A 23,078-nucleotide genomic window follows, 5' to 3' on the forward strand; every position below is an offset into this window, starting at 1 on the left:
CGTCCGCTTTGATAGGATAAATAGAGCAGCGAGAATTGCTAGTTATATTTAGAGTTTTGACTGATAACGAGCTATCACAATGAATTTTAAAGTCTAAAAGCATGCATTTCTTTTATGTGTTTTAAAACAAATGTCTCCCGTTTCAACCAGCTATTTTTCTCGAGATTATTAATTAGGGATTCATTTTGGATTATAGCTTCCTCCAGGGTTACCCATTTTGCTGTAAAATCCATTTTGGCTTCATAATCATCTAGTTGCTGGGTTACCTTTTCGTCTGTTGCCAATTCGCATAGATAATAATGTGAAGTCATTTGAAATAATGTGTGATCTTCATACTCATCCATTTTTCGCTCTATGACAATCCCAACCTTGTCTTTAACTAGGCTATTTACATAACCGGTTTCTTCTCTCACTTCTCGTTTTAGACAATCTTCATGGGTTTCATTTTCCTCTAGGCCGCCTCCAGGAAACTTATAATCTCCCCAGTTGGACTCAACTAGTAGAATACGATTATTTTTCATAATGATGGCTCTTATGGCGACACGATCGATGGTTTTCAAAAAGCTTTTTAAATTTTGTTCGTCCAGTTCTAGATTGAAATTCATCTTTTTCACCTTTTCGGATAATTGATTAGTTATTAGTGAAATATTTCCATTAATAGATTATCATATTTATAACCAGAATCATCCATTTTTTGTTGGACAGGGGGATGGGTATGTTCAGCTTTCAAGTAAACGAATCTATAAGTCTTGAGTTATTGCAGCAGCATCTAGCAGAGGAAATTTTTCAGCTGATTGATGACAATAGGGAGCATTTAAGAGAATGGTTATTATGGGTCGATAAGAGAAAATCGGCAGAGGATATGGTTCCGGTAATTAAGTATTTTCTCGAGAATCTGGCGAATAATCAAGGGTTTGATGTGGCAATCAGGTATGATGCCCGACTAGTTGGAATGATTGGCGTTCAATTTGATTGGGGAAATCGAACCGCGAGTATTGGTTATTTTCTTTCAAAGGACTGTGAAGGAAAAGGGGTCATTACAACCAGTTTAGAGAGGTTAATTCGTGAATTATTCGACAGGTATTCTGTGAATAGAATTGAAATTCAATGTGCTGCAAATAACATCAAAAGCCAGAGAGTTCCTGAGAGATTGGGTTTTAAAATGGAAGGAATCAAGAGGGCCGGGCAATATCTTCATGATCATTATGAAGACTTGATCATTTATAGCCTTTTGAAAAGTGAAATCTAACTCAATAGCAAACACAAACGCCTGGATATATTCCCGGGCGTTTTTAATTTCCTTTATTGCCATCTGCCCATCTAGTAGGTTCTATTGGAAGAGGAATAGATGGATGAAAAGAAGTAAAGTTTACTTTACAAAATGTAAAATAGACTATACAATAAGGATAATAAAGGAAAGAAAGGGTTAATTTTTTTTACCCATAATGTATAGTTGGCTTTACAAAATGTAAAGTCAAGTTTGCATCAAGCTTTGTAGGGAGGGGTGGTGCCGATGGGGTTAGCAAATCGTGTCAAAGAATTAAGAGCAAAACATCATTATACGCAAAATGATCTGGCCGAAGCGGTTGACGTGACAAGGCAGACGATTGTTGCACTTGAAAAGGGAAGCTATATACCGTCCTTATTGCTGGCCATGAAGATTGCACGCACGTTCAAGCTGCCAATTGAAGAGATCTTTTTTATGGAGGGGGAAGAAGTACGATGAATCAAAAATTTTTAATGTCAATCGGGATCTTCGTTTTGTTTGGTTGGGGTATGATCGCTCTTTATTATGCACAGATGGATTTTGCGGAAGTGATAAAAAATCCTGAACCGCCATGGACTGTGACTATCAATGCAACTCCTGTTTTTGCAGCCCTGGTATTCGGCGGGATCCTTTCAGCCATCTTGTTTAGGAAAAGCAAAAAGAAGAATAAATCCTTTGCCAAGGCATTTTTTCTGCCGCCTGAGTTTGAGGAATCTGATGAGCGAGAACAGGAAATCACGGCGAAAGCCTGCAGAGCTTCCTATGTCATGATGTGGTATGCCTTTCCTGTTCTGACAGCTCTCATGCTGTTTTATCCGTTTATTTCTGAAACCGTTCCGTATTATCCAATCATTATCGTCATGCTGTTTCCATTTGTCCAATCGATTGCTTATTTTCTTTCGTGGAGAAAGCATTATTGAATTGTGTGTTGGAAAAGGATTTTCCCATAAAGCAAACGTGATCTAAAGGGATTTCGTTTGCTTTTTCATGTTATGGATGTAGATTATCATCATTTAGCGAATAAACTGCTGGTTTTCACAAATGAAAATCTATAAATGATTAAATACTGGTCATCGAATCCTTAATTTACGCAAAAATGGGCAATTATTTTATTGTAGCAGATTAATACATATTTTCAGCCTATTTTGAGGGAATCTCGCACTTGTTTATTACGAACCAGGTATACCCAGTGTTAATTTCGAATCTAAATCTCTCCAAAGCTACGATTGTATTTTTCTAGAAAATAATACCATTCCTACTATGTTTATATTATACTTTTAGAAATATCAAAAAATCGGGGTGATTTCTTTGGATGGTTGTTTTATCTGCAATAAACACAGCGGCAATATACAAACTTCGGGAATAGCAATTTATGAGGATGATTTTGTGTATGTTGGTCATATCGATCGTAATGGGGATCCGAACTATTTGGGTCATATTATGATTGACTTGAAAAGGCATGTTCCTACGCTTGGAGAGATGAATATGGAGGAAGCAAAAGTGTTTGGGATGATAATGACTAAAGTAAGCAAAGCACTCATGGAAAGTGAGGGTGCAGAACACATTTATTCTTTTGTGGCGGGGGATTCAGTTCCGCACCTTCATATGCACCTGGTTGCTCGATATCCGAATACACCTAAGGAATTTTGGGGACCTAATGCTGTTTACGATTGGGAAGAGGCGCCGATGGGAAACAATGAAGAAGTTATTGCGCTTTGCAGCCGCCTTAAAAAGTATATAGAGAATCATCCTTAGGAGTAAAAATTAACGGATTTTATTTGGGAAGGCAGCCTGGAAAATTTCATCGGTCACTTTTCAGCTAGGTAAAGTCTTGAACATGCTGAGTGACCAATAATATTTCAAATAAGCGCAGGAATCATCATCCTGTGTTTTTTAATGAGCTAATTTTTGATATACAGTTATAAATTTGATACGATTAAATCGTACACGATTTAATTTTTACGAGGAGGAACGGTTAATGGAAACGGTATATGATTTTACTGTTAAAAAGGCAAATGGAGATACTCAATCCTTGAGAGATTTTGAAGGGAAGCCAATGCTCATTGTCAATACTGCAAGTAAATGCGGTTTGACTCCTCAGTTTAAAGGCCTTCAGGAACTTTATGACCAATACCAGGAAAAAGGATTAGAAATTCTGGGTTTTCCTTGTGGACAGTTCAATAATCAGGAGTATGACAATATTGACGAGACGACTCAGTTTTGCCAACTGAATTATGGTGTCACTTTTCCTATGTTTGCTAAAATCGATGTGAATGGTGCGAATACGGATCCCCTTTTTGCTTATCTAAAAGAACAAAAAGGCGGGGTACTGACGAAGGATATAAAATGGAATTTCACTAAATTCCTTGTCGACCGTAAAGGACACGTTGTGAAACGTTATGCTCCAACGACTGAGCCTGAAAAAATCGAGCATGATCTTTCCGAATTACTTTAATCATAATAAAGGGTGAGTCAATTGAAGGATTTACTAACATTAGAAAATCAGCTGTGTTTTGCTGTCTATGATGCAGGGAGCCAGTTTACAAAGCTTTACACGAAAGCACTGGATTCCTTCGGGCTCACCTATCCTCAATATCTGGTTTTATTATCCCTTTGGGAGAAGGATGGGGTTACTGTTAAGGAACTGGGTGAAAAGTTGAACCTAGGCACAGGCACATTGACTCCAATGATCAAAAGGATGGAAGCCAATGGCTGGCTGAAGAGAGAGCGTTCGACTGAGGATGAAAGGAAGGTTTCCATAAGTCTTCTCCCAAAAGCCAAAGAACAAAAGGAAGAAATCGTGCAAAAAATCGCCACAGAGTTGAAGCTTTGCAATATTGAGTATGCAGAGTATGAGCAGTTAATGAAGATGTTAGGCGTTTTGCGGGGGAAATTGGGCGCATATAATCGGTCATGAAATTATCAGATTTAAAATTCTCTTTTATTCATATATGGTTCTTCGTGGAGGCATCCCTATCAGTAAGCCAAGTAATGTTTGAATTCTGTTGAACTGATATGCCAATCTAATTGACGAATTACAAGCAAGAAATTTCAGCATTGGAATTAAATAAATTTCTGCCTAATGAGATTTAGATAAGTAATTAATTAGAAAAGGAGCAAATTTTGAACTCATTTAAAATGTGCTCCTTTTGCTTAAGCAGGACAAAAAGTATGTAATGCATTGCAAATTTACAGAGTGACTTGCTACCTGAATTCATGAACTATAAATATAGCAAGGGACGTTCCATGCCTATCAAGAAAAAAAAATTTTCTTTATTTTAGAAGACAGCAACCTGTTTGAAGCCTAGATCTAATAATGCTTTTTCTAGAGAACTGCTAATCTTTGTTATATTAAAATCCAATCCTATACGTGTAATCGTTTGTGCAATTGCAGGGCGAATCCCTGTAATAATAATTTCCACCCCAACTAGTTGTAACGTTTTTACGATTTGAAAAAGGGAGTTCGCAACAACACTGTCAATGATTGTAACTCCTGAAAGGTCTACAATAAAATATTTCAGTTTTAGCCTCATCGCTTCATTCAATGAAACCTGCATAATCATTTTTGCCCGATCGTTATCAATGGATCCAATCACTGGCAAGACAGCAATTCCAGAAGCAATGGGAACAACCGGGACAGAAAGTTCCTTTAGTTCTGTGAAGGCTGATTTCATCCGTTCGTTGTTATGCTTTTCGTGAACATCTCCCGTGATTTTAAAGATTGAATCAATCAGTTTGTCGAATCGGTCAGCTATCTGGACCATCGTGGTACAGGAAATTCGATTTTGCTCTAATTCCTCGGTGAATATTTCCCAAATGACCAGACGGAAAAGGGAGATGATTCTTAGTGCCTGGGTTAAAGAAACGCCATATCGAATGGTTTGGTTCGCTACTTCCCTCGCCCATTTACCTACAGATTTATAAACCTCTTCTTGATTTTTATAAAGTGCTTCTCCAAAATATCCTATTAGTTGAGATCGATACTTCAAGTATTCCGACTCTGGCATTTTAAACTTTTCAAAATGCTCAGTGGTAAATTTAAGGATATTTTCACTAAAAATTATTGCTAGCTTGTCACGGTTTTCAAATATTTTCCTACCTATGAATTCGAACTCTTCTTTTGACATTTCTTGTCTCCTCACGTTTGAATTCTTAAAGCTTATGGTTTAGCATTAAGAGAAAGCAAGTTGATAAATAATAAAGAAATGATTTTGATTAAGTACTTAAATAAGCGTGTGGTGGAGAGATGGAGAATTAGGGCTCGTAGAGGTTTTTGAAGATTCCGAATGTTCTCTAAATATTAACATATTTCCCTTGATAAAGCGAAGGGAAAATAAGTAAAGTTTAGTCTTCATTATTTATGGTTTCATGATTGGTTTATCTCGAAAACTAATAATGAATAATTAAAAATGTCAGGAACTCATTTTATACTTCAGGTGAATACTGACTGTTATTATTGTGATATTCAGGGGAGGGAGATATTTCCGTGTCATTGAATGTTGGGGATTGTATTGTTTTTGAACGCACTTTTACCAAAAGAGAGGTGGAACTTTTCACAGAGATTTCTGGTGACGAAGGGATCCACCATCTGACACCAAATGAACAGGGAAGGGTTGTTGTACAAGGTCTCTTGACGGCCACCCTGCCAACCAAAGTGGGCGGGGATCACAATGTCCTCGCAAGGAATATGGACTTTGAATTCATCCGTCCCGTTTTTACCGGCGATACGATTGTCTGTGAGGTGAAAATCGAGCAATATGAAAAGCAGGCAAATCACCGTACAGCCATTCTCGCGACTTTTGCTTGTGTGAACCAGAATGGAAAGGAAGTATTGAAAGGCAGTTTTTCTGGGGTTATTTTACATCATACCTGACCACCTAGAAGCATAGGGAGATTTCCTGTGCTTATTTTTTATATGTTGCTGGAAAATTTTGCTGTACTATTATGTTATAGGATATCGTCTTACTTAGTATGGTGTAAGCAATGGCATACCCCGGAGGGCCGATGACGATGTATTATGTAGCTTTAATGCGTCCCAATCACGGCTACAGCTTATGCATGGTATTACATAGAAGTCTTAAGGCCGAGTGAATATGGGACCAGGGACACTTTACGGAGTACTTTCGAGAATGCAGAAGGACGGTCTAATTGCTTTGGCTGAAAATGATGGTCGAAGAAATACTTATGAAATCACATGGGAAGGAAAACAAGCATTTAGAATCGACTATGATCGGTTATAAGAACTGATCCAGGATAGTTGGATCCTAGAGGAGAGTGAGGAGAATGAATAAACCGGTCTATAAGCTCCGCCCAAGTGATTATTGGAGAATTGGAGAGCATGAAAGCTGGTTTGCAGATATGGCTGCGCAGGGGCTATTCTTGAAAAAGATGGGCATTCATTTTGCCAGGTTTGAAAAAAGTGAACCGAGGAAGATGAGATATAGAATTGATGTAACTGCGAAAAAGACAATCTCCACTGAACAAATTGAGACTTATGCCGATAGAGGCTGGGATATTGTCACCAGTTACGGGAATTTTCACGTCTTTTCATCACCTGAAGAGCTAGAAGCTCCAGAACTTCATACCGATCCTGCTGAACAGTCTTATAAATTAAAGAAACTGGATAAAAAATTGGCGTTTAATGCCGGAGCCGTGATTGTTGTATTAATGTTGATGATTGGCATGATGACTTCCATTTGGTTTCTCGATGGTATTCCTACTTATGCAATGGTGGATGGAGCAGCCATCCAGCTGACTATTTTTACGCTTCTTATTGCTTATATGGCCTATCATTCACTTGTTGCAGCTCTATCAATCCGTGCTTTGCGTAAAAGACTAGTTGAAGGTAAACCGATTGACCATCGAGCACCTTGGAAGAAACATCACCTCATTCACACAGCTGCAGCTTTTCTGTTTACAGTGTTAGCTGGTGCGAGTGCGGTTATTCCCTTCATGCAGCTGGTGAAAATGGATACAAAAACCTTGCCCGAAACAAGTGAGGATTTGCCGATTGTCAGATTGGCAGAAGTAGAGCAGAATCCCGAATTGGTTCGTTCTGAAATTGTTTATATGAATGACAATGTTGATTGGGGAAACCGTTACTCTTAAAAATGGAGTCCGCTTGCACCAGTGCAATACGAAACAGATGAGTCCGGCCAGGTGCCGGGTAAGCAATGGAATGATGGGAGTGGTGACTATTCTCCGGGAATCCATACACAGTTCTACAAGCTGACATTTCCAGGCATGGCGGATAATCTGGTTTCTGACTTGATCAAACGATACAAATATGAAAACAGCCAGGACGAGTATCGGAAGAAGAACCATCCCGACTTAGATCTATTGATTGTCCATGTCGAGAAAGGTACGAAAGAGGTATTTGCTTCACGAGGGGATTCCGTCATGTATGTCAGGTATCATGGGAATGCGAAGGTAGGAACGGTAATAGATAATGTGGCTAAAAAGATTAACTAACTTACAGTTTAAGTTGTGCGTGAGATGTATTTAAGCATTCAACTGGAATTGGTTAGAAAAGTGGTAATAGGCTTTCGTTATTTTGACAGGTTTGCAGGTGTAGAGTGAAATGTTGTCAAGAATCCGAGGTTTTTTTGACAGAAGTGCAGGTGAAGAGTGTAAAGCTGTCAAGAAACCATCGTTATTTTGACAGGTTTGCAGGTGTAGAGTGAAATGTTGTCAAGAAACCATCGTTATTTTGACAGGTTTGTAGTTGAAGAGTGTAAAGTTGTCAAGAATCCGAGGTAATCTTGACAGGTTTGCAGGTGTGGAGTGAAAAGTTGTCAAGAATCCGAGGTTTTTTTGACAGGTTTCCAGGTGTAGAGTGTAAAGTTGTCAAGAATCCGAGGTTATCTTGACAGGTTTGCAGGTGTAGAGTGAAAAGCTGTCAAGAATCAGAGGTTATCTTGACAGGTTTGCAGGTGTAAAGTGTAAAGTTGTCAAGAATCCGAGGTTATTTTGACAGGTTTGCAGGTGTAGAGTGAAAAGCTGTCAAGAATCAGAGGTTATCTTGACAGGTTTGCAGGTGTAAAGTGTAAAGTTGTCAAGAATCCGAGGTTATTTTGACAGGTTTGAAGTTGTAGGAGCCTAAGCTGTCAAATATGTGATGGTTATTTTGTTAGAAGGGGAACAGCTACAAAAAAAGAGCAGCCATTTACGTACTCAAACGTAAATGACTGCTCTTTTCAAGTATCAGAATCACAGAATTTCATTGAAAAAAGATGGATCCTGTGATAAATTTATATAGATATGCACCGTTTTAATTGAAATGGATATAATTATCCCTATTTTAATTATACAATGCATTCGATTAGTTAGTCAACTCTTTTATTAAAAAAATTTAGGGGTGTTGCTATGAGTATGGAACTTCGGCGGGAGCAAAAGCGATTGAACGGGGTAATGGAGACGATTCGAAATGAAATCGGCAAAATGGAAAAAGAAACTTCCAGGCTGAAAAACGAGGTCGTTCACATCCGTAAACACTTTTGGGATGAGGTCAAAATAAATACGGACACTTTTGATGATTTCCTTGAAACTATCATCGGTTTGAGGCAGGAGGCACAAGCCCTTTCTGTCAGTCAAAGTACCCATCGTCATTCATCCAAGCGACTGGCTACACTACGACGTATGCAGGAAATTCCATATTTCGGCCGGATTGATTTTACCGAAGAAGGTACTTCTGTTCCGGATCAAATCTATATTGGGATCTCCTCACTCGTTGATGCTGCAGGCGAAGAGTTCCTGATTTATGACTGGAGAGCTCCAATCTCCAGTGTTTACTACGATTACCAGCCTGGCGCGGCAATGTATCGAACACCCGGTGGTCCAATCCATGGCAGTTTGGAGAAAAAGTGGCAGTACCTGATACGCGGAGGCGTTCTGCAATCTATGTTCGATACGAGCCTGACGATTGGTGACGAGATTCTCCAGCAGGTGCTTGGAAAAGGCACTGATAACCATATGCATAATATAGTTGCGACGATTCAACAAGAGCAAAATAAAATCATCCGGCATGACCGAGGCAGACTGCTCATCGTCCATGGTGCTGCTGGAAGCGGAAAAACTTCAGCTGCGATGCAGCGTATTGCTTATTTGCTGTACAAATACCGCGACCATCTAAATGCTGATCAAATTATCCTGTTTTCTCCGAACAAAATGTTCAGCAGTTATGTATCCAATGTTCTTCCTGAACTTGGAGAAGAGAATATGCAGCAGGCAACATTCCAGGAATACCTGGATCATCGCTTGAGTAAGGAATTTGAAGTTGAAAACCCATATGAGCAATTAGAGTATGTTTTAACTGCAACGAATACCCATTATTACAATACTAGAATTGCTGGAATTCGATTTAAGGCTTCTGCCGATTTTTTTGAAGCGATTCAATCCTACAGGAAATCGCTTGAGGTATCTGGAATGGTTTTCAATAACATCAATTTTAGAGGTGAGCCACTTGTTACATCCCAGCAAATAGCGGACAGATTTTATCATGGTGAGGATTCTTCGAAGTTCCATAGCCGCCTGGAAAAAGTGAAGGATTGGCTGCTGAAGCAAATTGCTAAGGCCGAGAAGCTTGAAGTGACTGAGCCTTGGGTCCAAGAGGAAATAGAGCTGCTTAGTGATGAAGAGTATCATAAGGCCTATACCTATTTAGCTGAAAAGAAGGGATATAAAGGGGAATCCATTCACGATTATGAGATCGAGGACGAAGCCTTGGCGCGTTTGATTGTTCGACGGAAGTTTCAACCAATACGAAAGCGGATTAAGGCTTACCGCTTTGTTAACATCAAGGGAATATACAGGCAGCTATTTACCGATCACACAAAGATCAACCAGTTGTATGCAGGGAGGGTACCCATGGAGTGGCCGGACCTTTGCGTATTAACTGTAAACATGCTTGACGAAGGAAAACTCTATTATGAGGACGCCACACCATTTTTATTTTTAAAAGAGATAATATTTGGTTTTCAGACGAACAGTTCGATAAGACACATTGTGGTGGATGAAGCTCAGGATTATTCAGCTTTTCAATTCGAATTTTTAAAGCGGCTGTTCCCAGCTGCAAGGATGACTGTGTTAGGTGACTTTAATCAGGCGATCTTCGCACATGCCAGTGAAACGGTTGATTTCCATAGATTGACTGGTCTGTACGGATCTGAAGATACAGAAGTGATCAATATGGCGCGAAGCTACCGATCGACAAAACCGATTATTGAGTTTACTCGAAGGCTTGTGCCAAATGGCGAAAGAATCATTCCTTTTGAACGTGACGGTGAACGTCCAGTCCTGACTCAATTGGCTGAGCACACAGAACTGCACAGGTGCATTGTCTCCAGGGTCAATGATTTGCGAAGTAATGGATATCGCAGTATTGCTATCATCTGCAAATCTGCTGAGGAAAGTTTAAAGGCCTTTAAGTCGCTTTCCGTAATTGAAGGAATTAAACACATCAAGAGTGGGGCGATAGAATATGAGCAAGGAGTAGTCGTCATCCCTTCTTATCTATCCAAGGGAATTGAATTCGACGCTGTCATTATTTATGATGCATCGGCGGAAGTCTATAGTGAAGAGAGTTTGCGCAGGATATTTTATACTGCCTGCACCAGGGCGATGCATAATTTACAGCTTTTCAGTGTAGGTGAACCGAGTCCTTTTTTGAGGAAAGGCATTCAGGAAGGCTTCATTCATTCAGAATTTATGTAATGGTAAAGAGAAGGTTACCTTTGCAAGGGGAAAAATGCTGAAGAGGTGTTTCAGCCTCTTCAGCATTTTTTATTTATTTATTTGCGTGTAATCATTTGTGGCGGTTCTTCCATCCAGCCATTTTTAATCATGATTTTCGCGCCTTTATGGGCGTACTCAAAAACATCCTTTGTAAAAATAGTCATCTTTGCAGGCAAATCATTCCGTAAACTAAAAGCTGTTCCGAGAGAGTTACTTCCCAACGAGAAGCTGCAAAACAGACTTGTACAATACATCATTAATTTATCTGAAAAAGCAGCTTCTGTAGATTTTGTCGCATTTCCACCAGCAGTTTGCGGGACCGGGAGATTCTCCTGGATCATTAGCTCACTCAATTCTTTCACGATTCCTTTAGCCAGCTCAGCTCCCTCAAAAAAGTATTTTTTGACCTCCTTGTCTTTAGCGGACTGGGCAAAACCTAATATCATTTGCAGTCCTGTTAGGTTTGATTCAATCCCTTTATGAATATGCGCTACCTCGACAGTATTGAAGGTCCTTTTCTGAGTGAATGGATTGATGCTGCTTGCGCTTAAATAATCGTTATCTTTAACAAATTCCACTGATTTTGGCATTGTTACGAATGGGCTCCTGACAAGAAGCCCGTTCTCAAGCAGATACTGAGAGGATTGCATGAAATACTTCTGGGTAAGTGCTGTCAAATCCGCAAACAGGATATTGATATCTTCCCTGAACGTCATTGATATGTTCAAAGCATGGAGTCCCATGCTGATTTCCTTTAACAACCGGACGAACATGATGTCAAAGCCGTTATCATATAACTTTGGGACATCCTTATACACGTCCTGTGATGTAAAGCCAGTGGGAGTGACAGCGCCTTCCTCTTCATAAATGGCAACGATTTTACTTATAAACCCCTCTAATTCACTATACATGCTAGTCATGATTTTCTTTGCTTTTTCATCATCGGCTTTCTCTATAAAGTATTCCAACATCCTTAATATCATTGTTTTTTCTTGATAGGTAAGCCATAACGATCCTAGTTCGGAAGATGTTATAGGTACTTTATCCGGCATGGTGAATCCTCCCTGAACATGTTTTTTTTAGAATGTGCTGAATAGCCGTTTTTGATTCCAATATGTAAATAGATGAAGTGGTCGGTAAAGAAAAAACTATACGCATTATTACTCATTCATTTGTAAAAAATAAAATCCAATTCTCCTGAACTGGATAGTGGACGTCCAGTAAAGCAATTATTAAAATAAATGTATTAGATACAGGAGGTGTTACATGAAAACAGTAGTGAATGAGCCATCACTTTTTGAGCATATGTTTAAAAACCTAACATTCCCCGTAATTATATTCGAAAAAGCTGATGAAAACTTAAGGGAATATCGAATTAATGAAGTGAATGACGCCGCATGTGCTTTATTGAATTATTCCAAAGAAGAGTTACTGTCAAAAGAGGTTTTGTCTCTATATAGTCATTTAGCCCCTGAAGTGTTAAAGACTGTAAAAGAGCTTCTCGTTAAAGATGGCAAAATATCAACTGTATTAGACCTTCCTGATCGAAATGAAAATATGATTACAGTAGAAGTCAATGCATCAATATTGAATATTGGCAATCAACAATTCATTTATTGTATGTTAAAAGAATTTTCAACCCGTCACTGTCATCATGATGCACTTGAAGAAGAAAACCACTATTTGCGTACTGTGATTGATACGATACAGTCTTTTGTATTGATTCTTGATAAAGATGGACGTATTAATAATTGGAACCAATATACAGAACGAATTTCGGGATACCACCTTGAAGAAGTACAGCACAAAAAGTTTTGGGACTTTTTTATCGATAATTCTGAGAAACAACGAATCATAAAAAATTATTTATCTGGTAAAATTCCTGCAGAACACGAAAATTTCTGGCGAATGAAGAATGGTGAAAAAAGATTTATCAAATGGAAGAGTAAAAAAGTTGAAGATCAAGAAGGGAATATTCAATTTGTTTTAGCAACTGGTGTTGATATTACTGATAAAGTTCTCTCTTTTAAAGAGTTGGAGAAAAGCAGGGAAAAATATAAAGCGCTTGTATCCTCAATGCAAGACCTTGTCATTACGATTGACCAGTCCCTCAAAATTACCAGTGTTCATGGGAAATGGATTAAAACCAATGATTTTACCCGGGAAGCCTTTGAAGGAAAATCCATACATGATCTATTTAACGATTCAAGAATCCAGCAACAAGAAGTCCTGAAAGCTCTTTCAGGAGAAAATGCAGAATTCGAATGGGATTTAGAGATAAATGGTAAAACTCATTATTTTCACAGTGTATTGTCACCGATCTTATTACATAACAACGTGATAAAAGAGGTTGTCGGAGTAACTCGTGACATAACAGAAAAGAAAAACCTTGAGGAGCACCATAAGAGGATTTATGAAGCCTTGACGAGCGGCATGATTCTCCAGGACACAAACGGGATGATAGTCTATGCTAATAAAAATGCTTGCGCAATATTGGGATATGACGAACATTCGCTAACCAATATGACTTCTCTGAATGCTGAATGGGATGCTGAAGATGCTTCAGGGGAGCCATTCAACGGCGAGGAACATCCTGCAATGAAAACGTTAGCGACTGGTGAAGAATTCAGTAATGTTGAGATGTTTGTATTCAATCCTATGAAGAACGAAAAAAGGTGGATTCTTGTTGACACCAGAGCAATATTTGAAGCGGGCAGCAGCAACAAAATAGAATACGTCCTATCTACTTTCCATGATATTACAGAAAAAAAGGAAATGGATCAAATCATGCAGCAATCGCAAAAGCTGGCACTGATTGGCAGGCTGGCTTCTGGAGTGGTTCATGAAATACGTAACCCTCTAACGAGCATTATGGGACTTCTGAAATTCGCGGAAGAGGGCCAGGATGAGAATAAGATTTTTGATTACCTTCCTGTCATGAAAATGGAATTGGAACAAATCAATAGGTTCATGAACGAATTTATCGAACTTTCCTATTCAAAAGAATCTAACTGGACGGTTTCAGATCTTGGCGGAATCATTCGATATTCACTGAATTTGCTAAAGCCGGAAATTGCTGATCACAATATTGAGACTCGTATAGAAAACAATTGTAATAAGGATATTCTGGTGAAATGCATTGAGCCACACTTAAAGCTTCTGTTTATCAATCTGTTTAAAAACTCGATTGAGGCCATGCCCTACGGCGGAAGCCTAATGGTCAAACTAGAATGCATGGGTGAAAAAGTCCTGGTAAGTGTCATCGATACAGGAAAGGGAATCAGTCCTGAACGGTTAAAACATCTTTGCGAGCCTTACTATTCCACCAAAGAAAAAGGGACAGGCCTGGGATTAATGCGCAGTTTGAAAATCGTTCATGACCATAATGGGAAAATCGATTTTTCCAGTGAAGAAGGGAAAGGAACGATTGTCGCAATCGAACTTTTTCTCAGCTAATATCGTTTGCAGTGATAATAACATTGCTATAGTGTATGTATTGAAGCTCTTCTAAGCTGGAGGGCTTTATTTTTTGTTAAAATGAAAATGGATTTTTGGGCAATCAAGTTGTCCAGCTTAGAGAAATGAAAGCTGTCTTGTGAAGGGACAGGGGGATATGAGTAGTACTTCTGAAATATGCTGACATGAATTCAGCTTTTTCGATATAGCATAAGTAATTTTTGAACCAACCTTAAAATCCAGGGCAGCCCTATGCCCAGAACTGCCCATTGTCACTTATTTGGAGTAAATCGATTTTTGATCCCAGATGTTTGTCCGGGTTTTTAACTTATAATTGTAGGTAGAATGCAAATTTATTGTAACCTTTATATTATTGAGTGAATTTTCATCTAGATAAAGTGTATTTGGATTATTCTTTTTTATAAAATCCAGGTAGGAGCCTTTGTGAATCCTGAACCATTCGACGCCCAGGCGGAGCACATCCGAATTAATAGTCAGTCCTTCCTTAAAGCTCTTATTTATTTCCTCATGAATGATTTCTTCTATGTCCTCTTTTATTTTTGCTTCTGATACGTTTTGGATGCTTTCTAGAATATCTGCATCTCCTTTAACTGAAACATCAAAAATTGGCTTGTTTTTTTGCTGGACCAATTGAATATCCATTTTCGAAGTTTTCACTCTTACCACTGTATGTGGATTTTCTGGGTCACCGAGGATGTAGGTATTTTTCATAGGTGCATGTTCTCTCCATCTAATCCCCTTGATTTTATCAACAGGTTTAAAACCTTGATAAGTCTGATTTTCATAAAAGTAAGCACCAGTAAAGGTTAAGTTTTTATAAGATGATTGATCTTCACTCCATTTATCTTCTACACCTATTGAAGGTACATATGTAGCTCCAACTGGTTCATAGAACTGAGAAATAAACTCTCTGTATGTGAAATGCTTCAGAAGGCTTTCGGTATCTTCTTTCCTTGGCTTCAAGAGAATCGTGTAAAGCGGAGGATAAAAAAATAACCCATGGGTAGTGAATATATCCGGAATAGATTCCTTAGTACCCAGGATGAAATTGGTTTGACGGAAGAAATCCAGCCTCCCCAATTCTTGGGTTACTTCTAAAAATCTTGATTGCAGTACCTCTTCAGATAATAAAATAGTCCTTACATGTCGCAAATATAATTGCGGCTGGGAACTTCTCTGTAATTTTGCAAGAGCTTCACTCAAGGTTTTGCCGGAGCTTTTCCCAACCCAAATAGGAGAGGGCCCTACGGGTTTTGCGCTTTCTGTTTTGGCCACACCAGAAAAATCCAGGGCCATAGCATAAATTAAGTAGTCATTTTTTTCTTTATCGAAATCGATCCCGATGGCAACTACATAGGTGAAATCCTGGATATTTTGGCTAGCACCACAGCTTGTTAAAATAGGGACCAAGAGCACTAGTGCAAATTTTTTTAAAAGCCGCATTCTAATCCTCCTGTCGGGTGGGATCATTTGACCTTAAGGAAGCGTCTCTTCTGGCAAGCATATTCCATGGCATTTTGAAAAAAGATACACCCAGTTTTGATAATGAAAAAGGGTATGAGAAGGACAAATAAGGTACACCATGGGATGTTAAAGTGGAAAAATAAGAAATAATCAAGAGTGTTCCAACGACAATCCCGAAAATACCGAAAAAAGTGCCTAATAATAGAATGACAATCCTTAGTAACGTTGCTGCGCCTCCGAGAGTGGGATTCACAAGAGTATATCCGCTCACGAAAACGATACCACCGACAACCAGCATGGAAGGAGAAGTAAGACCGGAACGAATGGCAGCATCGCCGACGATCAACCCGCCAAGAACCGAAACGGTTTGTCCGACTGAACGCGGCAGCCTCATTCCTGCCTCATGGAAAAGTTCGAAAAGAAAAAGCATAATGACCATTTCCATTGATGTAGAAAGTGGGATGCCTAATCGCGAAACACTGATGGTGGCAACAAGTTGAAAAGGGATTTGATCAATATTATGGGTGGTCAGAGCAACCCAAAATCCGGGCAAAAGGATGGAAATAAAGAGCGAACTGAGACGAAGCATCCTTTCAAATGAGACATATAAATAATTTTGATTTAAATCCTCTGGTGATTTTATTAAGTTAGCAAGATGGACAGGTGCGATTGAAACTAAAGGCTGCCCATCAATCATCAACGCATACCTGCCTTGATTTAGGGCTTCAAGAACAAAATCAGGTCTGCCGCTATTATCGGAAGTTGACATAAGAGACCTTGGCTGATCTGCTAGTAATTTCTCTATTTGTTGAAGACTTGACACTACATCCAAATCAAGATTATTGATTTTGTTTTTTATATCATTCAATAATTGCTTATTGATAATGTCATCAATATAAATTAGCGCCATGTTAACATTGCTTCTTTTGCCTATTACAAATTTCTCCACTTTTAATTGATTTGATTTAAAGCGCTTTCTGATCAGCGCCAGGTTGGAATTCAAATCTTCTATGAAGCCGTCCCTAGGACCCTGTACGGAAGGTTCGATAGAAGATTCTTCCGGCGTCCTGGAAGGGATTTTAGAGACACTGATAGCCAGTATCGTTTTTTCCAAAAAAATAAGAAGGCTTCCAGAGAGAAGGTGCAGTTGTATTTCATCAAGGGGAGAATCAGACAAATCAATGACAAGAAATTCGTCGTTAATAAAATTTGTAAAATCATGCACTTTCCCTTCAGCTTTTTTTAACTTTGGTATTATAACCTGGTCAATATAATTCATATCGACAAGACTTGCGAAATACGAGATTTCAAGGGAGAAATGTGAGTACCTCTTTTGTGTGAATACTAGGTCGTCACAATTCGAGAATTCTTTTTTTAGTTGGGTAATCAGATTATGACTTTTCAAGAGGATTATTCTCCCTTCTTTTTGATAAGTAGACCAAAAAGGTTAATACAGTTGTAACACTCACTACTAAAATTAAGCAGAATGGAAGGAAATAAAGGTACAGGAATTTATTGATGTCATAAGTATCCAGCTTCAGAAAGGTAGTACCATACATCATCAAAAATAAAAATGGCAAGAAAAATTTATTTTTCCGTTTATTTAGATATTGGTTAATGATATAAAGGAACAATCCGATGCGGAAGAAAGCTCCGCTTACCCACTGAAACATGGCCAGAAAATCCAACCGAGAGATAAACTCCCCAATTTTCAAAAGCTTCCATTCTTCATAAGCCGGAAAGGCAAAATTTCTGGCTTCAACAGGACCAAATTCCATAATAGCAGCAGACAAGGGGCCAATGGTTAAGCCAATTAACACAAAACCTAACCAAAAAATATCTTTGAACTTAATTTTTTGCGTAAGATGGTGCTGAATCAAAATGATCACATAGATTTCGGTAAGACCAGATAATGAATAGAAGATCCCTTTTATAAAAGGAACATATCCATTCAGAAACAAAGGAAACAAGTATTCAATGTCTTTTTGCGTAGTATTTACACTCATAATAAAGAACCCCAGCGTTACAACCAATGGCAAAACAATGGTTGACATGATGGCAAGTACCTTTAAAGACCTGGTAGAAAGCCAGTAACATGATGTAAGCACTACCGCAGAAATAAGAAAACTGGGAGTGGTGGGAAGAAAATAAATCTCTGCCCAGTAAGAAGTATCCAAGAAAGTAATGGAAGCATGTACAAAAAGAATTAACAATAATGGCAGCACAAACATGGCGGCTAAAAACTTTCCATAACGGTTTTTAAGCCAGTTCGTTATCTTTTCCTGCTCGGTATTTTTTGTAATGTAATAAATCATCCAGATAAAAAATAAAAAGGGAAAGACAGAAGCCAAAACACTTAACCATGCATCCCTAGCTGCTGCTTCCAACAGCATCGGAATCAGAATCACATGATTAAATAGCCCCGTCGACAGGACCATGATAAAAAACACTTCTTTCGCCCTTAGAAGATTATAATTCAAACGAAATCACCACCAGATTCATTCCCAACAGAGATATCGTTAGCCAATTGGAAAATTTTTATGCAGAGTTTCCAGGATGATAGCAGATTCTATTAGACTTGAGTCGGTGTGAGGGAAGGTTTTAGAGGCAAGGGTGAGTTCGTACAGGTTTGGCTAGAAATGAAGAAAAGCTGTCTGAAGTAGGGGTGAGTTTGGACAAGTTTAGGGGGAAATGGTGAAAAGCTGTCTGAAGTATGATCAACTTCGGACAGCTTTTTTGGAATTATTGAAATGCGAGCGGAAACGAAACTGTGCTTTAATGCTTTTAATGATTCATTTCTGGATTCCAACCTATTGCAGCTCCGAATTAGCTTTTCCGTTCCTTTTCTAGCTTTTCGATAAGAGATTCAACGGTTTTCATAATTGTTTCATGACTCACATCTCGTCCTAATACAGCACTGGCCCTTTTGATTAATTCTTCTTTATTAATACTCATATAAATTCATTCCTCTGCTTTCGTATAAGTCACACAATTTTTATTATCGGTATATTTCACCCGAAGATTAACGTGAATTTTTGGAAAGTAGGGTTTAGTTGCCATGATTTTTTGTAAAATCCAAGTTCAGTAAGGGTAGAAAGGTTGATCTCTTTTACCGTACTTAATAGATGAGTAATTACTTCTTTTTCCATAAATTATGATAATATAAGAATAGATGTTCGATGTTTGGAGGGGGATATATGTTAAAGAGTAAAGAAGATGTAATAAGCTTAATCCAGTCCGATGATAAAATGATGGAGATTATACATACTGCAAGCACTCTTGGTTTGCCTGACTGGTGGATATGTGCGGGATTTGTCCGGTCGAAAATTTGGGACACCTTACACGGATTCAAGAAGCGAACCAACACACCGGATGTGGACGTGATTTTTTTTGACCCAACAATTCTTGATGAGGAATATGAAAAAGCATTGGAAAAAAAGCTGACAGCCCTATTGCCCGGCATACCCTGGTCAGTAAAAAATCAAGCAAGGATGCATTTTGTGAACCGGATTACGCCGTATACATCCTCTGAAGATGCGATTTCCAAATTTCCTGAAACGGCAACAGCTCTCGGAGTGAAACTGGATAGGGAAAATCAATTGGTACTTACAGTTCCTTGTGGTATTGAGGATGTACTAAATCTAGAGGTGAAGCCGACTCCTTTTTTTACAGAATCAAGTGAACGGCTTGCCATTTATGAGCAACGGCTGGTTAAGAAAAATTGGAAAGCTATTTGGCCTATGGTCAAAGTTCATCATTGAAAGCAGTGCCCTTTAAGAAATGTTTAGGATTATACACAGACAAATTTGTGAGCATATTGATGATAAGATTGAAGCTTTAAACAAAAGAGATTACAAAGTATAGACAGAGATTGAACGGTTGAGTAGACAGGAAGGAATTCTTTCTGTTTTTTTGTTTGTTTATAAAGTGAAGCAAAAAAATCTCAACGATTAATACGAAGGTTGAGATGTAAGGTATTGCTAAACTTTATTATTCTTTTCAAGTAAGTCAATAATTTTATCAATTTTCTTTTCAATTTCATTGGTTTGGGTGCTTTTTGAAGAAGTATTTATTATTATTCTGCGAATAAAAAGCGTGAATGAAACCACGAACAAGATTATTAGTACAATAACAATTCCAATGAAAAATAGTGAAGCTATATTAAATCCTTCCATAATGTGATACCCACTTTCTGTTATATGATCTAGACGAGATTTATTAAAGCTGTTAAGAAAAAGTCCATAATCTTGACAGGTTTTCGCTAAAACACCGCAAAGCTGTCAAAATAAGCTCAGAATCTTGACAGGTTGTCATTGAAAATCCGCAAAGCTGTCAAGAAAAGCCCGTAATCTTGACAGGTTTCCATTGAAACTCCGTAAATCTGTCAGGAATAACTCAGAATCTTGACAGGTTGCGCTGAAACTCCGCAAAGCTGTCAAGAAAAGCCCGTAATCTTGACAGGTTTCCATTGAAACTCCGTAAATCTGTCAGGAATAACTCAGAATCTTGACAGGTTGTCACTGAAACTCCGCAAAGCTGTCAAGAAAAGCTCGTAATCTTGACAGGTTAAGGTCAAAACTCCGCAAAGTTGTCAAAATAAGCTCAAAATCTTGACAGGTTTTCGTTGAAACTCCGCAAAGCTGTCAAGAAAAGCTCGTAATCTTGACAGGTTAACGAGAAAATTCCGCAAAGTTGTCAAAAGAAGCCCAAAACCAATGCATTATCGGAATAAATTAGCCAATACATATTTTTGAATTGATGGGCGTACAGTTACTTCAGCAACTTCTCAGGGTTTTTCACTTTTATCGAAATCACTTCTCCGCACTCCAGGCAAACTGTGTAGATTCTCTCTGACCCATTTGACATTTTTTTATCCACTGGCCTAAGGTTGATATAATCCATTGCTTGGACAAACGAATTTCCGCCACAGCTATGGCATTTCAACCTTGATTTGTTCATAAAGTTCATCTCCCTTCAATATATTTCCTAATACGTTTCTAATATTGAAAAGGTTTCAACGTTCTTCCCAAGGAGGAAATCCACTCCTTTATGTTGAATTAAAGTTCTATTCGTATTAAAGGAGATATCATCTATGAACTTAAAAAATCACTTACAACAGTTAGAGGAAAAATTGCTGACCCCAGAAGTCCGTTCAACAAAAACTGAACTTAAAAAATTATTAGCTGATGAATTCTTTGAGTTTGGCAGTTCTGGAAGAGTGCTGTATAAGGATGAGGACTTTGAAGGTGGAATAGGTATTATTAAAGTTAAATTCAGCGATTTCGAGATTCATCCTTTATCGGAAGAGATTGTGTTGGCGACATACCGAACTTTTAATGAGGAGACGAAGCAGCATGCCTTAAGGAGTTCTATTTGGAAACTAGTTGAGGGTGAATGGAAAATGGTTTTTCACCAGGGAACTAAAACGGATCCATCATTGTAAGTTTAAAACGGAAGTCTCTTTTTCTAGTAACTTAAGTTAATCTTCTTGTTGAGTAAAAAGATAATTTGTGTTTATAATTAAATGGAAAAAATTTACTTAAGTTTCTAAGAGGGGGACCGTGAGAATGGATGAATTTACAAAGGAACTGAAAAGAATAACAAAAAAGTACCCAGTCCTGACAACTTTGCTCCTAACCCTATGGATTTGGTATGGCTCCTATCGTCTTGGAGTTAATATGGGAGAGTTCTTTGCTAATATTAAAAACTGAGCCTTGTTTGAATAACTTAACGCTTAAAAACTGATTAATTGACATCTGAAAGGTGAGCGCATGGAGAATACATCATATGTAAAAACAATCTTTGCGTCTTTGCAATGGTTGTTTTTTATTTTTGCGAATACGGTTGTTGTTCCGGTTTCGATTGGAGCTGCCTTTGGCCTGGATAGCGGGGAAATTGCCGCTATGCTGCGAAGCTCATTGATTTTTACAGGGGTGGCTTGCGTCCTGCAGGGAGCGTTTGGTCATCGTTTCCCCTTAATGGAAGGGCATTCGGGATTGATGTGGGGATTGGTCCTGAACTTGAGTCTGGCATCATCGTCTCTCGGGATGAGTCTTCCGGAGATTGGCGGGGGAATTGCCTCAGGAATTTTGCTTGCCGGGACTGTTACCCTTGTGTTTGGCGTATTTCGGATCGTTTCTTATATACAAAAAATCTTCACCCCAATGGTGATGACTGTTTACTTGTTTCTCCTTACATTCCAGCTAATCCTCATATTTTTTAAAGGGATGCTAAAAGTCTCGGAGGATGGGACGCTTGAGCTGCCGGTTAGCATGTTTTCTTTTGCGGTGGTGATTCTGGTCAGTTTAATGAAAATAAAAGGGAACGAGACTGTCGGTAATTTTTCGATTTTGATTGGAATGATTCTGGGCTGGGTAATTTATGTCATACTGTTTCCTTCCGATCAAGGAATGAACAGCCAATCTTCAATGGAGTTTTCTTTCTTTCCGCTTGGAACACCAAACCTGAATTATGGTATCATCGCAATCACTTTTATTGCCGGTGTCATTAATTTAAGCAATACGATTGCATCTGTCCAGGCAGCTTCCAAGCTTACTGGCGAAGGGGCCACGCAGTCCAGATTGGATAGGTCGTATCTTTTGACCGGAACGTATTCGATTGGGGCCGCTTTTTTGGGCCTTGTCCCTTATGCTCCATTTACCTCGTCAGTCGGATTTCTGGAGAGCACACGGATTTTTGACCGGAAACCATTCCTGATCGGCGGAGGGTTGATGGCCATACTGGGGATCATTCCTGTCCTTGGTGCATTGCTGGCTACTTTGCCGATCACAGTGGGTAATGCTGTACTGTTTGTTGCTTATCTTCAGCTCTTTGGAACCTCTTTGAAAAGTTTAAACGGCTATACATTTGATTCCAAATCTATTTTCCGTCTCGCGGCCCCAGTGTTGCTGGGACTGAGTATCATGAATTTGGATCCTGTGCTCTTTACCGTTTTCCCAGTGATTTTACAGCCGCTGCTATCGAATGGGTTTATTATGGGTGTTTTACTATCCATAGTGCTTGAAACATTCATACGGTGGGATGAGAGGTCATATGAACAGGTTAGTAGCAAAAAACAAAATTAGACACCGGATGAATGACACTTAGGTCAGCAAAGCTGAGTGAAGTCTTAAGAGAA

General features: G+C 38.7%; 25 protein-coding genes. 16 read left to right on the plus strand and 9 right to left on the minus strand.

Features of this window, described 5'->3' with window-relative positions; translation table 11 throughout:
• Positions 1-86: 86 nt before the first annotated feature.
• The gene (locus tag M3593_RS11030) at positions 87-605 is read right to left on the minus strand and encodes an NUDIX domain-containing protein (RefSeq protein WP_144475647.1); all 519 of its coding nucleotides are present in this window, start codon (positions 603-605) and stop codon (positions 87-89) included.
• A gap of 110 nt (positions 606-715) precedes the next feature.
• Here M3593_RS11030 and M3593_RS11035 point away from each other — a divergent pair, with 110 nt between their 5' ends.
• From M3593_RS11035 to M3593_RS11060, 6 genes are all read left to right on the plus strand, one after another.
• Positions 716-1,249, plus strand: coding sequence for a GNAT family N-acetyltransferase (locus M3593_RS11035; RefSeq protein ID WP_251541409.1), 534 nt, complete (start codon positions 716-718; stop codon positions 1,247-1,249).
• Positions 1,250-1,513: 264 nt separating this feature from the next.
• Positions 1,514-1,726, plus strand: a complete 213-nt coding sequence (locus tag M3593_RS11040; RefSeq protein WP_251541407.1) for a helix-turn-helix transcriptional regulator — start codon at positions 1,514-1,516, stop codon at positions 1,724-1,726.
• Positions 1,723-2,187, plus strand: a complete 465-nt coding sequence (locus M3593_RS11045) for a hypothetical protein (RefSeq protein WP_251541405.1) — start codon at positions 1,723-1,725, stop codon at positions 2,185-2,187. Before M3593_RS11040 ends, M3593_RS11045 begins: the two co-directional genes overlap by 4 nt.
• 388 nt (positions 2,188-2,575) lie before the next feature.
• On the plus strand, positions 2,576-3,022 hold the full coding sequence (locus M3593_RS11050) for an HIT family protein (protein ID WP_251541404.1): 447 nt from the start codon (positions 2,576-2,578) through the stop codon (positions 3,020-3,022).
• Between the two features lie 223 nt (positions 3,023-3,245).
• A complete protein-coding gene (locus M3593_RS11055; protein ID WP_251541402.1) occupies positions 3,246-3,722 on the plus strand; it encodes a glutathione peroxidase in 477 nt (158 codons plus the stop codon).
• Between the two features lie 21 nt (positions 3,723-3,743).
• On the plus strand, positions 3,744-4,184 hold the full coding sequence (locus M3593_RS11060; protein WP_144475641.1) for a MarR family winged helix-turn-helix transcriptional regulator: 441 nt from the start codon (positions 3,744-3,746) through the stop codon (positions 4,182-4,184).
• Positions 4,185-4,545: 361 nt separating this feature from the next.
• Here M3593_RS11060 and M3593_RS11065 read toward each other — a convergent pair whose 3' ends face one another.
• Entirely contained in the window at positions 4,546-5,394 is an 849-nt protein-coding gene (locus M3593_RS11065) for an STAS domain-containing protein (RefSeq protein ID WP_144475640.1), read from the minus strand.
• Positions 5,395-5,753: 359 nt separating this feature from the next.
• Here M3593_RS11065 and M3593_RS11070 point away from each other — a divergent pair, with 359 nt between their 5' ends.
• From M3593_RS11070 to helD, 5 genes are all read left to right on the plus strand, one after another.
• Positions 5,754-6,140, plus strand: coding sequence for an FAS1-like dehydratase domain-containing protein (locus M3593_RS11070; RefSeq protein WP_251541401.1), 387 nt, complete (start codon positions 5,754-5,756; stop codon positions 6,138-6,140).
• Positions 6,141-6,396: 256 nt separating this feature from the next.
• A complete protein-coding gene (locus M3593_RS11075) occupies positions 6,397-6,507 on the plus strand; it encodes a hypothetical protein (protein ID WP_251541400.1) in 111 nt (36 codons plus the stop codon).
• A 43-nt stretch (positions 6,508-6,550) separates the two neighbouring features.
• On the plus strand, positions 6,551-7,375 hold the full coding sequence (locus tag M3593_RS11080; protein WP_251541399.1) for a DUF2812 domain-containing protein: 825 nt from the start codon (positions 6,551-6,553) through the stop codon (positions 7,373-7,375).
• A gap of 21 nt (positions 7,376-7,396) precedes the next feature.
• On the plus strand, positions 7,397-7,738 hold the full coding sequence (locus M3593_RS11085) for a hypothetical protein (RefSeq protein ID WP_251541398.1): 342 nt from the start codon (positions 7,397-7,399) through the stop codon (positions 7,736-7,738).
• A gap of 894 nt (positions 7,739-8,632) precedes the next feature.
• Positions 8,633-10,978: an RNA polymerase recycling motor HelD gene (helD, locus tag M3593_RS11090; RefSeq protein ID WP_251541397.1), complete on the plus strand. Its 2,346-nt coding sequence runs from the start codon at positions 8,633-8,635 to the stop codon at positions 10,976-10,978.
• A gap of 77 nt (positions 10,979-11,055) precedes the next feature.
• On the opposite strand, the gene M3593_RS11095 is transcribed toward helD, so the two are convergent.
• The gene (locus M3593_RS11095; protein WP_251541396.1) at positions 11,056-12,051 is read right to left on the minus strand and encodes a DUF3231 family protein; all 996 of its coding nucleotides are present in this window, start codon (positions 12,049-12,051) and stop codon (positions 11,056-11,058) included.
• 214 nt (positions 12,052-12,265) lie between these two features.
• Between M3593_RS11095 and M3593_RS11100 the strand changes: the two genes are divergently transcribed.
• Positions 12,266-14,455 carry a PAS domain-containing protein gene (locus tag M3593_RS11100; protein WP_251541394.1) on the plus strand — a complete coding sequence of 730 codons (2,190 nt, stop codon included), beginning with the start codon at positions 12,266-12,268 and terminating at the stop codon, positions 14,453-14,455.
• 276 nt (positions 14,456-14,731) lie between these two features.
• Here M3593_RS11100 and M3593_RS11105 read toward each other — a convergent pair whose 3' ends face one another.
• From M3593_RS11105 to M3593_RS24020, 4 genes are all read right to left on the minus strand, one after another.
• Positions 14,732-15,919, minus strand: a complete 1,188-nt coding sequence (locus tag M3593_RS11105; protein ID WP_251541392.1) for a Ger(x)C family spore germination protein — start codon at positions 15,917-15,919, stop codon at positions 14,732-14,734.
• Between the two features lies 1 nt (position 15,920).
• On the minus strand, positions 15,921-17,345 hold the full coding sequence (locus M3593_RS11110) for a spore germination protein (protein ID WP_251541390.1): 1,425 nt from the start codon (positions 17,343-17,345) through the stop codon (positions 15,921-15,923).
• Positions 17,332-18,390: a GerAB/ArcD/ProY family transporter gene (locus M3593_RS11115; protein ID WP_353056087.1), complete on the minus strand. Its 1,059-nt coding sequence runs from the start codon at positions 18,388-18,390 to the stop codon at positions 17,332-17,334. The genes M3593_RS11110 and M3593_RS11115 overlap by 14 nt, the downstream gene beginning before the upstream one ends.
• A gap of 376 nt (positions 18,391-18,766) precedes the next feature.
• Positions 18,767-18,895: a hypothetical protein gene (locus tag M3593_RS24020; protein ID WP_260983551.1), complete on the minus strand. Its 129-nt coding sequence runs from the start codon at positions 18,893-18,895 to the stop codon at positions 18,767-18,769.
• A gap of 242 nt (positions 18,896-19,137) precedes the next feature.
• Between M3593_RS24020 and M3593_RS11120 the strand changes: the two genes are divergently transcribed.
• Positions 19,138-19,701, plus strand: coding sequence for a nucleotidyltransferase family protein (locus M3593_RS11120; protein WP_144475631.1), 564 nt, complete (start codon positions 19,138-19,140; stop codon positions 19,699-19,701).
• Between the two features lie 219 nt (positions 19,702-19,920).
• Here the strand turns inward: M3593_RS11120 and M3593_RS11125 are convergent, their stop codons facing one another.
• Entirely contained in the window at positions 19,921-20,115 is a 195-nt protein-coding gene (locus tag M3593_RS11125) for a DUF4083 family protein (RefSeq protein ID WP_251541389.1), read from the minus strand.
• A gap of 595 nt (positions 20,116-20,710) precedes the next feature.
• Positions 20,711-20,899, minus strand: coding sequence for a hypothetical protein (locus M3593_RS11130; RefSeq protein WP_251541387.1), 189 nt, complete (start codon positions 20,897-20,899; stop codon positions 20,711-20,713).
• 133 nt (positions 20,900-21,032) lie between these two features.
• On the opposite strand from M3593_RS11130, the gene M3593_RS11135 reads away from it, so the two are divergent.
• The 3 genes from M3593_RS11135 (at position 21,033) to M3593_RS11145 (ending at position 23,025) form a co-directional block, all read left to right on the plus strand.
• A complete protein-coding gene (locus M3593_RS11135) occupies positions 21,033-21,383 on the plus strand; it encodes a nuclear transport factor 2 family protein (RefSeq protein WP_251541385.1) in 351 nt (116 codons plus the stop codon).
• 124 nt (positions 21,384-21,507) lie between these two features.
• Positions 21,508-21,651 (plus strand): hypothetical protein, encoded by a 144-nt coding sequence (locus tag M3593_RS11140; RefSeq protein ID WP_251541383.1) that lies wholly within the window; start codon positions 21,508-21,510, stop codon positions 21,649-21,651.
• A 60-nt stretch (positions 21,652-21,711) separates the two neighbouring features.
• Positions 21,712-23,025: a uracil/xanthine transporter gene (locus M3593_RS11145; protein ID WP_251541382.1), complete on the plus strand. Its 1,314-nt coding sequence runs from the start codon at positions 21,712-21,714 to the stop codon at positions 23,023-23,025.
• The last annotated feature ends 53 nt before the right edge of the window (positions 23,026-23,078 follow it).

This window comes from Mesobacillus sp. MER 48 (genome assembly GCF_023714225.1).
Taxonomy (GTDB): Bacteria; Bacillota; Bacilli; order Bacillales; family Cytobacillaceae; genus Mesobacillus; species Mesobacillus oceanisediminis_A.

Excerpts from the sequence above, each read along its gene's own strand:
- M3593_RS11030 (WP_144475647.1), bottom strand. The coding sequence starts at position 605 with ATGAATTTCAATCTAGAACTGGACGAACAAAATTTAAAAAGCTTTTTG.
- M3593_RS11035 (WP_251541409.1), top strand. The coding sequence starts at position 716 with ATGTTCAGCTTTCAAGTAAACGAATCTATAAGTCTTGAGTTATTGCAG.
- M3593_RS11040 (WP_251541407.1), top strand. The coding sequence starts at position 1,514 with ATGGGGTTAGCAAATCGTGTCAAAGAATTAAGAGCAAAACATCATTAT.
- M3593_RS11045 (WP_251541405.1), top strand. The coding sequence starts at position 1,723 with ATGAATCAAAAATTTTTAATGTCAATCGGGATCTTCGTTTTGTTTGGT.
- M3593_RS11055 (WP_251541402.1), top strand. The coding sequence starts at position 3,246 with ATGGAAACGGTATATGATTTTACTGTTAAAAAGGCAAATGGAGATACT.
- M3593_RS11065 (WP_144475640.1), bottom strand. The coding sequence starts at position 5,394 with ATGTCAAAAGAAGAGTTCGAATTCATAGGTAGGAAAATATTTGAAAAC.
- M3593_RS11075 (WP_251541400.1), top strand. The coding sequence starts at position 6,397 with ATGCAGAAGGACGGTCTAATTGCTTTGGCTGAAAATGATGGTCGAAGA.
- M3593_RS11080 (WP_251541399.1), top strand. The coding sequence starts at position 6,551 with ATGAATAAACCGGTCTATAAGCTCCGCCCAAGTGATTATTGGAGAATT.
- helD (WP_251541397.1), top strand. The coding sequence starts at position 8,633 with ATGAGTATGGAACTTCGGCGGGAGCAAAAGCGATTGAACGGGGTAATG.
- M3593_RS11095 (WP_251541396.1), bottom strand. The coding sequence starts at position 12,051 with ATGCCGGATAAAGTACCTATAACATCTTCCGAACTAGGATCGTTATGG.
- M3593_RS11100 (WP_251541394.1), top strand. The coding sequence starts at position 12,266 with ATGAAAACAGTAGTGAATGAGCCATCACTTTTTGAGCATATGTTTAAA.
- M3593_RS11105 (WP_251541392.1), bottom strand. The coding sequence starts at position 15,919 with ATGCGGCTTTTAAAAAAATTTGCACTAGTGCTCTTGGTCCCTATTTTA.
- M3593_RS24020 (WP_260983551.1), bottom strand. The coding sequence starts at position 18,895 with ATGAGTATTAATAAAGAAGAATTAATCAAAAGGGCCAGTGCTGTATTA.
- M3593_RS11120 (WP_144475631.1), top strand. The coding sequence starts at position 19,138 with ATGTTAAAGAGTAAAGAAGATGTAATAAGCTTAATCCAGTCCGATGAT.
- M3593_RS11125 (WP_251541389.1), bottom strand. The coding sequence starts at position 20,115 with ATGGAAGGATTTAATATAGCTTCACTATTTTTCATTGGAATTGTTATT.
- M3593_RS11130 (WP_251541387.1), bottom strand. The coding sequence starts at position 20,899 with ATGAACAAATCAAGGTTGAAATGCCATAGCTGTGGCGGAAATTCGTTT.
- M3593_RS11135 (WP_251541385.1), top strand. The coding sequence starts at position 21,033 with ATGAACTTAAAAAATCACTTACAACAGTTAGAGGAAAAATTGCTGACC.
- M3593_RS11140 (WP_251541383.1), top strand. The coding sequence starts at position 21,508 with ATGGATGAATTTACAAAGGAACTGAAAAGAATAACAAAAAAGTACCCA.
- M3593_RS11145 (WP_251541382.1), top strand. The coding sequence starts at position 21,712 with ATGGAGAATACATCATATGTAAAAACAATCTTTGCGTCTTTGCAATGG.